This is a genomic window from Telmatobacter bradus (assembly GCF_048629425.1).
GTDB lineage: Bacteria > Acidobacteriota > Terriglobia > Terriglobales > Acidobacteriaceae > Telmatobacter > Telmatobacter bradus.
Window position 1 is genome coordinate 3,695,640 of the sequence record NZ_CP184532.1, and the last position, 12,734, is coordinate 3,708,373.

Annotated in this window: 12 protein-coding genes; 10 read left to right on the forward strand and 2 right to left on the reverse strand. The window is 55.9% G+C overall.

Annotated features, from left to right (window positions below):
- Nucleotides 1-4: 4 nt before the first annotated feature.
- From ACOBR2_RS15170 to ACOBR2_RS15205, 8 genes are all read left to right on the forward strand, one after another.
- Nucleotides 5-1,021: an ABC transporter ATP-binding protein gene (locus ACOBR2_RS15170; RefSeq protein ID WP_420236958.1), complete on the forward strand. Its 1,017-nt coding sequence runs from the start codon at nucleotides 5-7 to the stop codon at nucleotides 1,019-1,021.
- Nucleotides 1,015-1,941, forward strand: a complete 927-nt coding sequence (locus ACOBR2_RS15175) for an ATP-binding cassette domain-containing protein (protein WP_420236959.1) — start codon at nucleotides 1,015-1,017, stop codon at nucleotides 1,939-1,941. The genes ACOBR2_RS15170 and ACOBR2_RS15175 overlap by 7 nt, the downstream gene beginning before the upstream one ends.
- Nucleotides 1,938-3,464, forward strand: a complete 1,527-nt coding sequence (locus tag ACOBR2_RS15180) for an ABC transporter substrate-binding protein (RefSeq protein WP_420236960.1) — start codon at nucleotides 1,938-1,940, stop codon at nucleotides 3,462-3,464. Before ACOBR2_RS15175 ends, ACOBR2_RS15180 begins: the two co-directional genes overlap by 4 nt.
- A complete protein-coding gene (locus ACOBR2_RS15185; RefSeq protein WP_420236961.1) occupies nucleotides 3,461-4,585 on the forward strand; it encodes a peroxidase-related enzyme in 1,125 nt (374 codons plus the stop codon). Before ACOBR2_RS15180 ends, ACOBR2_RS15185 begins: the two co-directional genes overlap by 4 nt.
- 130 nt (nucleotides 4,586-4,715) lie before the next feature.
- A complete protein-coding gene (locus ACOBR2_RS15190) occupies nucleotides 4,716-5,555 on the forward strand; it encodes an alpha/beta fold hydrolase (RefSeq protein WP_420236962.1) in 840 nt (279 codons plus the stop codon).
- 111 nt (nucleotides 5,556-5,666) lie between these two features.
- Nucleotides 5,667-6,272, forward strand: a complete 606-nt coding sequence (locus tag ACOBR2_RS15195) for a GntR family transcriptional regulator (RefSeq protein WP_420236963.1) — start codon at nucleotides 5,667-5,669, stop codon at nucleotides 6,270-6,272.
- Nucleotides 6,273-6,352: 80 nt separating this feature from the next.
- Nucleotides 6,353-6,847 carry a hypothetical protein gene (locus tag ACOBR2_RS15200; RefSeq protein ID WP_420236964.1) on the forward strand — a complete coding sequence of 165 codons (495 nt, stop codon included), beginning with the start codon at nucleotides 6,353-6,355 and terminating at the stop codon, nucleotides 6,845-6,847.
- 168 nt (nucleotides 6,848-7,015) lie between these two features.
- Nucleotides 7,016-8,383, forward strand: a complete 1,368-nt coding sequence (locus ACOBR2_RS15205) for an MATE family efflux transporter (RefSeq protein ID WP_420236965.1) — start codon at nucleotides 7,016-7,018, stop codon at nucleotides 8,381-8,383.
- Between the two features lie 85 nt (nucleotides 8,384-8,468).
- On the opposite strand, the gene ACOBR2_RS15210 is transcribed toward ACOBR2_RS15205, so the two are convergent.
- Nucleotides 8,469-10,100 carry a rhamnogalacturonidase gene (locus tag ACOBR2_RS15210; RefSeq protein ID WP_420236966.1) on the reverse strand — a complete coding sequence of 544 codons (1,632 nt, stop codon included), beginning with the start codon at nucleotides 10,098-10,100 and terminating at the stop codon, nucleotides 8,469-8,471.
- Between the two features lie 107 nt (nucleotides 10,101-10,207).
- Nucleotides 10,208-11,614 carry a transposase gene (locus ACOBR2_RS15215; protein ID WP_420236967.1) on the reverse strand — a complete coding sequence of 469 codons (1,407 nt, stop codon included), beginning with the start codon at nucleotides 11,612-11,614 and terminating at the stop codon, nucleotides 10,208-10,210.
- Nucleotides 11,615-11,687: 73 nt separating this feature from the next.
- Here ACOBR2_RS15215 and ACOBR2_RS15220 point away from each other — a divergent pair, with 73 nt between their 5' ends.
- Both ACOBR2_RS15220 and ACOBR2_RS15225 read left to right on the forward strand, forming a co-directional pair.
- A complete protein-coding gene (locus ACOBR2_RS15220) occupies nucleotides 11,688-12,011 on the forward strand; it encodes a DUF6788 family protein (protein ID WP_420236968.1) in 324 nt (107 codons plus the stop codon).
- 32 nt (nucleotides 12,012-12,043) lie between these two features.
- Entirely contained in the window at nucleotides 12,044-12,319 is a 276-nt protein-coding gene (locus ACOBR2_RS15225) for a PBPRA1643 family SWIM/SEC-C metal-binding motif protein (protein WP_420236969.1), read from the forward strand.
- Nucleotides 12,320-12,734: the final 415 nt, after the last annotated feature.

The window sequence follows — 12,734 nt, forward strand, 5'->3', positions numbered from 1 at the left end:
TCTCATGCCATTGCTTGAAGTCGACCATCTCAGCGTCCACTTCCGGAGTCCTTCCGGCACGGTTTACGCTGTAAACGACATCTCTTACTCGCTCAGCGAGGGCGAGACGCTTGTTGTCATCGGTGAAAGCGGGAGCGGCAAGAGCGTCCATGCGCTCGCCATCGCCGGACTTCTTCCGCCTTCTCCGGCCACTACGACGAGCGGGCAGATTCGATTCCTGGGGCGCAACCTCACCGGCCTCTCAGGAGCGGAGCTACGCAGGATTCGGGGAAGTCAGATCGGTTATGTTTTTCAAGACCCCATGTCCTCGCTCAACCCGGTTCTCACAATTGGTCATCAACTTGAAGATGTTCTGCGCGCGCACTTACAGCTGAGCAAAAATGCGGCGAGGAACCGCGCCGCCGAGCTACTCGATCTCGTTCATATCACCGCCCCGTTACGAGTTCTCCGCCAATATCCTCATCAACTCTCCGGCGGCATGCGGCAGCGTGTTTCCATTGCCATTGCGATTGCCTGCAAGCCCAAACTTCTTATCGCCGACGAGCCGACGACGGCGCTGGACGTTACCATACAGTCGCAGATCGTTGGCCTGATCCGCGATCTGAAACGGCAGTTGAGCATGGCGGTTCTCTGGATCACGCACGATATGGCGCTCACTGCGGGTATTGCCGATACGGTGCAGGTCATGTATGGCGGCAGATTACTTGAGCGAGGCCCCACTCGTTCGATCTTCGCCGATCCGCGCAATGCATATACTTTTGGTCTTCTCCACTCCATTCCAGGTGCGGGGCAAGCGAAAGGAACGCGGCTGTTTCAACTCAGCGGCCAGCCACCCAGCGCGCACACTCCGCCCATAGGCGACCCGTTTGCTCCGCGCAACCCGTTTGCCACGGAGCGATGCCTTCGCGAAATGCCTCCGCTGTCGCCCGTATCCGATGGACCGCCTGACCATCTTGTAGCTGCGTGGTACGACCTGCGAACTAAGTTAGCGACCAGCACTGTGGGGGACCAGCCATGGTGACAGCGCCGCTATTGCGCGCCGAAGCGCTTACTCAGGTCTACGGTCGCCAAAATGGATTCTTCGCACATGCCGATGTGACGCCCCCTGCGGTTGATCGCATCTCGCTGGCGCTCTATCCGAATGAGACACTTGGCCTGGTAGGTGAATCAGGTTCTGGCAAGAGCAGCCTGTGCCGCCTACTTCTCAGGCTTGAAGAGCCATCGTCGGGAACAGTATGGTTTCGAGAGCAACGCATGATGTCAGCAAACAAGCCTCTCCTCAGCGAGTTCCGCAAAAACGTTCAGGCTGTCTTTCAGGACCCATACGATTCATTGCATCCGCGCATGAGGGTAGAGCAGATACTCGCCGAACCTCTCGTCATCTTTGACTCACAGATGAGACGCAATGAGCGCGATGAGCGGGTGGCACTAGCGATGCGGCAGGTTGGACTCGATCCGACCTTGGCGTCGCGTTACCCGGCACAATTCTCCGGGGGGCAACTGCAGCGAATCTGCATTGCGCGCGCCCTGATGCTGAAACCGTCGGTTCTCATAGCGGACGAACCCATCACCGCGCTCGATGTTTCTATCCAGGCGCAGATCGTGAATCTTCTGAAAGACCTTCAGCAACAGCTTCGTATCACGTATTTATTCGTATCCCACGACCTGAACATGGTTCGCTATCTGTGCGATCGTGTGGCGGTCATGTATCGTGGCAGGATTGTGGAGACGGGTCCGGTCGAAGCTATCTTTTTGGACCCGCGACACAGTTACACGCGTGCATTGCTGTCCGCGACTCCAGCGCCTAACCCCGATGCTCCTCTGCCTTTGGCCCTCGCCTATACCGGTACCACCTTTGAGTCTCCGCGATCCGCAACATTGACCGAAGTAGACGCCGGGCATTTTGTACTGCTGGACGCCAAGGAAAGGAGACCAGCATGATCGTGCGCCCCCTCTTCGCACGTGCCTGTGCCGTAGTGATTCTCAGCCTGGTCCCGAACCTTCGAGCCCAAAGCACACTCACCATCGCCCTGTCGGCAAACATCAACACACTCGATCCACAGATGAGCGGATCGGTCGGCTCGGACCTCAGCGTCTCCAGTCACCTCTATTCTTCTCTTCTCACCAGGGGAGCTGACCTCAAGCTGCACCCATCGATCGCCAGTTCATGGAGAGCCCTCGACAACAACACCTGGGAGTTTCATTTGCGTGCCGGCATTCGCTTTCCTGACGGCGAACCCCTGGATGCGGCCACCGTTGCCTGGAACATTGCCCGCGTCCAGAACCCGCATATGAACGCACGCATCCGTCCATGGTTTACTTCGATCAAGCAAGTTCAGGTTCTGTCACCAACACTGCTTCGCATCGTTACAACCGCGCCATTTCCAGCACTTCCAGAGCAACTCAGTATGCTCTTTCTGATGGCTCCACAATGGACTTCTCAACATAAGCCAGCCATTTCCGCGATGGGGACAGGCCCATACGACATCGCTGTTTTTGCCGTCGGCGATCGCATCGAACTTCGCGCCAAAGCGCATTACTGGGGCATACAACCATCGTTCGACCGTGTCGTCTTTCGTATTCTTACCGATCCGGAAAGCCGCGTATCGGCGTTGCTCGCAGGCGAAGTAGACTTCATTCGAAACATTCCCGTAGAAGATTTTGCGCGCATTCGTTCCAGTCATCGTGCTTACGCGGGGGCGGGCAGCAGCGCGCGCGGCATGATCGTCAAGTTCAACACACTCACGCCGCCATTCAAAAATAATCGCAATCTTCGTCTTGCTCTCAACTATGCCGTAGACAAGCAAGCCATCCTCGACACGATCCTCTCTGGAGCCGGGAGTGTGCTGAACTGCCAAATGCTCACGCCCGAGTACTTTGGCTACAATCTGTCGTTGCGCCCTATCCCCTACAATCCCGAAAAGGCCCGGCAACTGTTCAGACTCTCCGGCGTGCCCAAAGGCACCATCATCGATTTGGATGTGCCTATCAATGTTTACTATGCCTCCGACGAAATAACCCAGGCAGTCGCCGGACAGATCGAAGAGGTCCTCGGAATCGGCATCCGCATTCATGAAATGGACTTCAGCATATACATGAACAAATACGTCAAAGCGCAATCCATGGCTCCTATGCAATACATTACGCAGGCATGGCCCACGCTCGATGCGGATGGACTGCTGACGCTTTTCGCGCCCGGCAATCCTTATTCCTATTGGGACGACAAGCAGTTTGGAGACCTGCTTCTCCAAGGCCGCTCTTCTATGGATGTCTCGACACGCAGGCTGGCGTATCAACGGGCAACGCAGAGAATGTGCGACGAAGCTCCCGGAATATTTTTACTCACCGAGCCGCTCACCTATGCCGTATCCAATAGGGTGAGCTGGACTGTTCGGAACGACGATTGGATTCAAGCCAGTGATTTCGCACCCGCCGCAAGTACAAGAACACGGGGGAAGCGATGACTCTGTTCGACGGCTCCACGGTTCTTGAGAGCATCGCCGCTCACGAGTATGGCCCCGACGTGTCTGCGGTTCTTGCACTGCGTCAAAAGCAGGTCGGCCTGATGGAGCGTGCCTACCGCTCGCTGTTTGAACACACCGGCGCCGATGGTCTAAGTGTCGAAGAGCGCGCCTTCTTCGCAGCTCATACAGCAACCGCAGTAAGAGAGTTGAGTCTCGCAGCTCACTACCGAACACTTCTCGATAGGCAAATTGAGACCGGCATCTCAGCTCCGCTTGATGCAGCGATATCCGAGCGTCTCACGTTGCTTTTCCAACTTATGCGTCTCATGACGACGTCTCCTTCAGCAGTCACGCGAAAGAACATCGCAGATCTGGAGCGTGCCGGATTGACTGCCGCTGAAATCGTAACCTTCGCACAGTTGGTTGCATTTGTTTGCTATCAGGCCCGCGTACTCCACGGACTGCGTCTCTTCTCGTCGCAGAACGACCCGGCAATCGCAACGCTGGAGCAGGACGTTTGCACGCCCGCGATCCATCGCAATTTCACTCTGGAAGTGTTGCGGTGGCAGCCATGGCTGCAGCCTGTTACGCTGGCATCGGCTACACCGGTGCAGCGCAGCGCGCTGGCGGAATGCGGTGTACCTCCCAGGGACTCCGCCTATTTTCGCGTGCTGGCTCACGCCCCCGCCGCTCTGCGTGAACGCACACGCCTATACAATGCAATCCTGTTCGATAGCGGCGGGCTTCCGCGTGCCGAGCGCGAGTTTGCCACTGTAGCCGTTTCACGCAGCAACGGGTGCGTCTACTGTGCGTCGGTGCACGCTCGCCGATTTGCTGATCTCACAAAGGCTACCGCGCCCATCGATGCATTTCTGCGGCAAGGTAACGTGACAGGACTCAGCCCGCGACTACAGGCGATTGAGCGCTTTGCGCGCAGGCTTAGCGAAGCACCGGGCAAACTCGGCAGGAACGACCTGGAGCAGCTTGAAAACGCCGGCTTTACCAAACTGGAGATTCTCGATCTCATCCAGGCTACGGCCTTATTTGCCTGGGCCAACCGCTTGATGCTGACACTGGGTGAACCAGAATCCGCTTTAGGAGAGACAGCCAATGCTCAATAAACTCACTCGAAGGCAAGCGCTCGCCGGAACCCTTGCTACAGCCGCGGCAGCGTGGCTTCCACAGAACGTCAAGGCATCGTCACCGGACTCGCCAAGCCAAAAGTTACACACAGATCAAAAGGAGAACGCCATGCAGATAACGATCAACAACGCCACAATCAACTATGAGATTGCGGGAACGGAGAACGAGCATCCGATGATTGTTCTCCATGGCGGCCGTGGATTTGGCACATACCCTGGAGTCTTCAGGACATTCAAACCGCTAGCCGACCGCTACCGCGTAATCGGTTACGACATGCGCGGTCACGGGCACTCCAGCCTGACTCCACCGTATTCCTTCAATCAACTCACCGACGACCTGGAACAGCTTCGCCTCAAGCTAGGCGATGGGCGCCCCATGATTTTGGAAGGAGGATCTTTCGGCGGTATGATTGCGCTCAGCTACGCCGTCCGTTACCCTCATGGTCTGAGCCATCTGATCCTGCGCGGTACTGCGCCAAGCTGGCACCACGAATTGGAAGCTATGGAAAATTTCCGCGCCCGCGCCGCACTCAAGGCTCCAATGGCCACCGAGAAAATGCTCGAGAAGATATTCACGCCGGCCATCATCGACGACAACGAATTCCGCCTCATCATGTTCGCTCTCTATCCCATGTATGTGGAAGATGGGCAGCCCATCGATCGCGACCGGATTCTTGAAACTGCGCGCAGTGGCATCTATCATGCCAGGGTGCACAACGACTTGTTCGCAAATCATGACTACGACGTCACCGACCGGCTCTCAGAGATCAAGGTTCCCACGCTCGTCCTCTGTGGCGATTCGGACTGGATCTGCCCGCCGAGCCAATCCAAACTGATTGCCGAGCGCATTCCACACGCTAGGTTATACATGGTTCCCAACTGCAATCACGGCGTTCCCGACGATGTCGCGGTGCGGGAGACAAAGGCGTTTCTCGCAAACCATGCATGATCTTTCTCCGCTTATCTCAAAGAACCCATACGTTCGATCCAGTGAGGATATATGAGTAGTACGAAAGCTGCGCCGAGTGCGGCGCCCGTACGCAGCAGGGTGAGTACCCTCATGCGGCGCATCGAAGAGGACATCAATCTCGGCACCTTGGGAACTGGAACCTGGCTGAAACAGGCGGACCTCGAAAAAGCGTATCAATGCGCCCGAATCGATCTCCGTGAAGCCCTTGATCGGCTCTCTGAAAAAAGCCTGGTGCGGCTTGAGTCCAATCGCGGCTACAAGGTCGTCGAAATCGACGAACGCAAATTAAGCGAAATTCTGCGGGTACGGGCAATTCTGGAGGTGGCCGCCGCGGAGGAGATTATCGACAAATTCGATGAGCACTCGCTGCGCAAGCTCAAGCTTCTGGCAAAGCATTTCGAACAGGTAGTCCAGAACGGCACAGTTGTCGAGCAGGAACAGGCAAACAGGTCTTTCCATGCCTCCATGCTGCACTTTTGCGCGAACGCTGAACTCGTTGACCTGATCTTCGAATTGAGAAACCGCGCGCCGCTATCGACCAATCGTCGCAAGAACACGACCGCGCGCCTGGCTCTGGCTGCAAAAGAACACTTTGAAATGATCGAATGTCTTCGTCTACGCAATCTACCGAGACTCCGGGCAATTCTTCGCCATCACGTACTCGGTGAAATTCTAAAGGGAGATATTACTGCATAGACCACGGGCCTGACGTTCCCAGGCAGGCTCTGACCTCACACCCTGCATCAAATTCATCTCGAACTAAGGAGAAATAGAATATGCACCTGAATCTTCGTACATCGACAATCGGACTGCTGCTTCTTGTCGCAGCCTCTCCCACAATCCTGATTTCCTCCGCGAATGCACAGGCCACAATTGGCGCGGGGGACGGGAAGAATACGATCTCCGTGGACTTCTACAAAGTTCCGCCTGGCAAGCAGGACGAGTGGCTTGCTCTCTACAGGAAATATCATCTTCCCATCATGCAATATCAGAAAGCCCATGGACAGGTGATCAGCGAGACCGTATACACGCGGGCAATTCACCATGTAAGTCCGGACTGGGATTTCGCCATCGAGATTGTTGCGCCACCGGCAGACAAGCGACCCAAGCCCGAGTACTCGCGCAGCCAACTCATACGCAAACTCTTTCCCGATATCGACGATTACGTCAAGGGAGAAAAGGCCCGCTGGTCGCTCACACTCGCACACTGGGATGAAAGCTGGGTTGAAGTCGATATCGACAAGCATCCGTCGCTCTACGAACCGTTCTAATCGCGGCGAGTAACTGTCCTTAATCTTCAATCAGTCTTTCTCACTCACATTGGGATACGGGGCCACAAGTGGCTCCATATCCCGATAGGATCGAGTCATGCAAGCACTAACCTGTTGTCCGTCATCTTCGACCTTTTCTAGGCATCCTTCAGTGCAAGCGAGGTTGATTTGACTGCGTCAAACTCTTCTGGCAGCTCCACGCTCCGCCGCGTCGTACTGCTGGCGTTTCCGTTGATTCTCTCCAACCTGACTCAACCGCTGTTGGCCAGCGTCGATACGATTCTCTCCGGGCACTTACCTTCGGCGGCCGCGCTGGGCGGCGTCGCTATGGGCGGGCTGTTTTTCAATGCAATCTTCTGGAGTTTCGGTTTCCTGCGAATGGGGACCACGGGCCTGGTGGCGCAGGCGCATGGCGCCGGAGATGAAGACGAGCTTGCGGTCCACGTCGTACGCGGTTTTGCGTTGGCGCTGGGATTGGGGTTGGCCGCTGTTCTGTTGCGTACACCGCTCGTTGCGCTCGCTTTGCATCTCTTGGGCGGCAGCGCCCAGGCGCAGGCCCAGGCAGAGATCTATTGCCGCATCCGCATCTGGTCGGCTCCAGCGGCGCTGGCAAATTATGTAGTGCTGGGAACGCTGCTCGGCAAGCAACGTGCTCGCTCCGCGCTACTGCTCCAAGCCTCGATTCAAGTGATCAATATTGCCGTAGCGCTGGGTTTGGTGTTAGGCGCTCACTGGGCCGTGGCTGGAATTGCCGCTGCAACCCTGGTAGCCGAATGGTGCGGCTGTCTGCTCGGAGTCGCACTGCTTGCGCACACCATGCACTGGCAGCATCTGCCGTGGTCAAGATTCGGCGAGCGCGAAGGACTGTACCGCCTGTTTGCTCTCAACCGCGATATTCTGCTGCGAACTGTCAGCCTCGTGGCTGCCTATGGATGGTTTACGCGCTCCGGTGCTCGGGCAGGAGACGCCGTATTGGCTGCCAATGCCGTTTTATTGAATCTTCAGGCCATCGCCTCCTATGGTCTCGATGGTTTTGCCAACGCCACAGAAGCTTTGGTGGGCGAAGCGATCGGAGCGCACAACCAGCAACAATACCGCGCTGTGCTGCGCGCTTCCACACAAGCGGCCGGTCTTGCCGCTGCTGTTTTCTCGCTATTGTTTTGGGCGTTGGGAGTGCACATGGTGCACTGGTTCACCAATCAAGCGCCTGTTGCCGATCTGGCCATCCGCTACCTGCCCTGGGTGATTGCACTGCCGCTGATTGCCGTATGGGGTTTTCAATTGGACGGTGTCTTTATTGGCGCGACGCGATCGCGCGATCTGCGCAACAGTATGATCATCTCGCTGGCCGGGTTTCTAGCACTCTCTGCAGTGCTGGAACGCGCGATGGGAAACAATGGATTATGGCTTGCTTTTACGGGATTCATGGCGTTGCGAGGCGTCACCTTAAGCCTGCGCCTCAAGGGAATTCTTCAACATATATGCGATATTTCCGCTGTACCGGCCGATGTGAATGCAGCAGCGGATGCGTTATAGCCTCGCCGAATTTAGCTTCAAATTCAACGAGGTCAATTGTGCGACCTCGCTCGCGCGACCAACGCTATTCACTTATTTTGGGGGCTCAAGGAAAGACCATATGTCCATCTGCCTGCAGCGGCGCATCCCTAAAACCTCTGCTTGCGGCGATGGTCGAATTCTTGGTTTCGATGAGCGAGAACACGGGAGCGGCGGTTTGAGACGGTATCTTGATGCGATAGAAACTGGCTCCATCGACATCCTCGAGCCAAAAAGCGTATCTCGCATCTCGAGCATCGTAAGCAATCTCCACATGGTCGAAGTCAATGTTGTGGACGTGTCGTACGAAAAAGCCATGCGCTGGCAGCGGTCCGAATCGGCTGGGCTCTGGATAGGCAGTCTCCAACTCAGGAGGCATTCTCTTGGTCTGCTCAGGACTACCTCCGCCCGTATGGTGCAGGTAGACATCGCTGAATTGAACATCCTCGATGGGATGATTCGGAATGCCAGAAACGAATGGCGCATAGGTTGCCGCAGCTTGATAACTAACTATATTGGAAAAGCGAATCCGCTTCAGCGTGCCAACCGTCGCACCTTGCGGCACAGCCAGACGGCTACCAAGGCGCAGAAAAAGAGGTGTGGTAGTGATATTACGCATCGTCACACCAGTGATTGCTACATCCTCCAAGCGCCCGCCGTCCACATTCTCAATTGAAAGACCACGGCACGTATCAAACACGCAATTTGAAATGGCGATATTGAGAAAACCTCCCGCTGACGACGTCCCCAGCTTTATACGGCCGGTCGGCACCTGAGACGCCGTTAAGACCAGCTTGCGCAAACTACCGTCCAACAAACTACCCACTTCATACATCCCGGTAAGATAGCAGTTTGTAATTGTGACGTTTTCGGTCGTTCTCGCATAACCAAGTGAAAATGAACTTTTCAGACAGATGCCATCGTCCCAGGGAGAGTTGACACTGCAATTCGACACCCTCACATTGCGGCAACAATCGATATTCATCGCGTCGCGATTCGTATCGATTTTCAAATTGTCGACCGTCAGATTATCGACAGCCGTGGCGAGAACTCCGACGTGGCCTCCTTCAAGCAGAGAAAAGTCCCGAAGCAGTACGTTGTGGCAATTCTTGAGCGCGATCGCTTTGTTAGCGACACCCGGAGACTCGGCCTTCGGCAGCCCTTCATTGTGCCTACCCGTTCCTTTTCCGCCACGGCTCAGATGCTTTCCCCAGATCAGGCCATATCCTTCGATGACGACATCGTGCAAGCCCTCGCCCCAAATGAGGCTGTTATGCCAGTGGTTGTGTCCGTAGTCCTGGTACGTCTCCCAAGGCCCGTTTGGCTCTGCCGCATCATAGCCACCCGAGATCACGCCATCGACCGGGACCTGTGCGGAGACTATCGTAGCGCCCAAATCAAGCAGGACCCGAATATTGCTTTGCAGACGAATGGAATAAGAAGTGTAGGTTCCGGCCGGAAAATATACTGTCCCACCTCCAACGCCTGAAGCGGCAGCAATTGCCTTGTTGATGGCTATGCTATCGATCTGTAAACCATCGCCGACTGCGCCAAATTTTCTTACATTGAAATATAGATCGCTGAAGGAGATCTTCTCGGGGACATCTGACGTGGCCGCCAGCATCGTGCATGGACCTGCCGCACCGGCAGCGCCCAACAACCCCATCTTCACAAACTTTCTGCGAAACAGATTTGTCATTTGTGATCCTGGATCGGTCCAACCGGAATCCGACTTAGGCACTCTTCTGCCTTCTTTTGTACTTAGCATAAAGTGCTTGAGAGTCCCGAGATCTGAAGGGGTGCGCATCAAGCGGCCAATCGTGTTCCATCGGTTCTGGACAGGTCCAGCCTTGATCGAATGAATTTCGCCAGGGTTGTGTTTTCTGGGTCAGTTGCGAGAAATTCCGGAAGCGTATTTCGCAAGGCGATGGCTACAACCTGTTCCGAGGGCGCGAGTCCTGGGCGAATGGTTCTGAACCAGGATCCGAACGATTTCCAGACCAATCCGGACTTGGTTGCAGAAAGAATCTGCAGCAGGCCCTGAGCGATGATCCCGAGTTGGATGTGGCGATGATACGCGTCGATCTTGCGCCGAACCGCCTTGCGGTACTCCTCGGTTTTGCGGTGCAGATATTGGTTGCCGCTGACCCGCCGTATGGGCGTCATGGACGCCATCCAAAAGTGATAGGCGTAGGCGCCGATGACGTGCAGCGCCTGCTTGAAGGATACTTCGATCTTGAATCTCAAGCCATAGATGCGAATGATGTCGAGCGGACACAGTGTCAGGTCGGAGGACATCAGCAGGATCGTTCCGCGTCGCGGATGAGAGACCGCGACGAAGCGGACCAAGATGCCGGCCGGGCGCCACCACAGGTCGGCAGAGCGATATCGGAGTGTAACTCCTTGCTCACCATAGACGGGGCTGAGCGCCTCTTGCAGCAGGTCGGCTTGTTTTAGCAGCGCCGAGACTAGCGTCTTTTTTCCGTACTTTGCCGGCCTGCCCCGCCGCGGCTTGTTGCCGGAAGAAGGTGTTGCCGGAAAGAAAGCCACGCTGTTTTTTCTGACCCGCGTGACCAGGTGATTTCCTTTGGCGAGAAGTCCGCGAACCGTCTTGCCGTTGGCATAGTAGGCATCGACCACGAGATAGCACGGCACCAGCAGACCGATGGAGTCCAGCAGCAGAATCATCTTGTCGAGCAGTGTCCTCTGATCGCGATTGGAAAACACTGTGCCTTCATGGATGCGACATGCCAGGGGCAAGGCGAATACGCTGGCCATGGCTTCAGTGAGTACGGCGATCGCCTGGCAGGAGTGGCCGAATATGTACTCTGGCTTGGTGTTCGACTCGGATTCCTGATGCAGCTTTTTGACTCCGGGCATCTTGCGTCCGGCCTTGGCGACTTTGAGTCCGTCGCCAACCAGAACTACCCTGCCGTTGACGCGCAGGATGCCGGGGTGAATACGGAAAACCAGAGCGCACCAGGCTTGAGTGATCTTGTTCAGATCGAGGCCAGGGCTGTGCAGGAAGTCGAGAAGGCGGTCGTAGCAGGCGGGCTTCAGACCCAGTGCGCGCACGATGCTGGTGACCCCCATCATTTCCGTGCGAACTGTCATTCCTGCCAGACAGAGAGCCATCCACAAGAACGTCCGGCTACGCACGCAGGCGGACCGCAACTGGCATACCAGAGTCCACCATTGGTTCCAAAGAGTCACGAGATACCCCCGGCGACACAATCACCATAGAGTATAGCACTCATATGCTATACTTTAGGCACGAGGAAGACTTATGACCCAAAAACGGATTAAACAAATCGAACAGAGGATTGCGCGGATCAAGCATGCGCTACAGGAGATCGGCGCGATGCGTCCGGGCTCGCTGACCCGCCAATTCAAGGATCGCGAAAACCAGATGGGGGCCTATTGGCAGCTCAGCTATACCCGCCAGAAGAAGAGCCGCACGGAATATGTACGTCAGGAATCAGTAAAGGAGATTCGCGCCCAGATTGCGACCCACAAGAAGTTCAAGCTCTTGGTCGACCAGTGGGTTGACCTGAGCATCGAGCACTCACGCCTGACCATGCAGATTGCGAAACCTGGAACCATCCGATAGGCTGGATCAGATACTCGCAAGGAGAATCCAGAATGGCCAAGTTGGGATCCGATAAACGGCCTGCGGTAGTTCGCGTACAGACGATGCCTAAAGGCGAAGAGATCGTCGCCCTTTGTGAAGAACGCCATTGGAAGGTAATCGTCGGCATCGAACCGGACCTACCCGAGGATCTCTCCGACATCGATCTGCTCCTGCGCTCCCTCGCCGGGAAGCCCTCGGCTCCTCGCGCGGCGCCAAGGATCGGCCGCAATGATCCTTGCCCTTGCGGGAGCGGCAAAAAGTTCAAGAAGTGCTGTGCGGCCCATTGAACGCATGGAAGTGCAACCACTGAACCTTGCAAATCGCGGAACCTAAGGCTAACTGACTGACCAGAACTCGGTACTCTCAAGTTAGAACCTATCCATTGAACTTCTGCGCATCTCCGGCAGGATATTCTTCGTGCTATGCGTAATCGCCAGTGCTTACTGGTATCCGGAGTACCTGTGGAGTGGGGTCCAACTTTTCGATGTTATGCCTGTTTGGTTCCGGCTATGCCGGGTTAGGGGCCTGGACATACGTCACAGGCTCCCCGACCGCGAAGGCGTAGGGATGTATCAGGCGTCCGAAGAGCGCCTCGTGATGAAACACCGCGTAAGGATTTCTGCGAGTAATGGGAGACTGGAAAGGCGGTGTCCGGCTTTCCAGTCTCCCATTCCAGCGTGCGTTTGCCAGCCCAAATGCGGA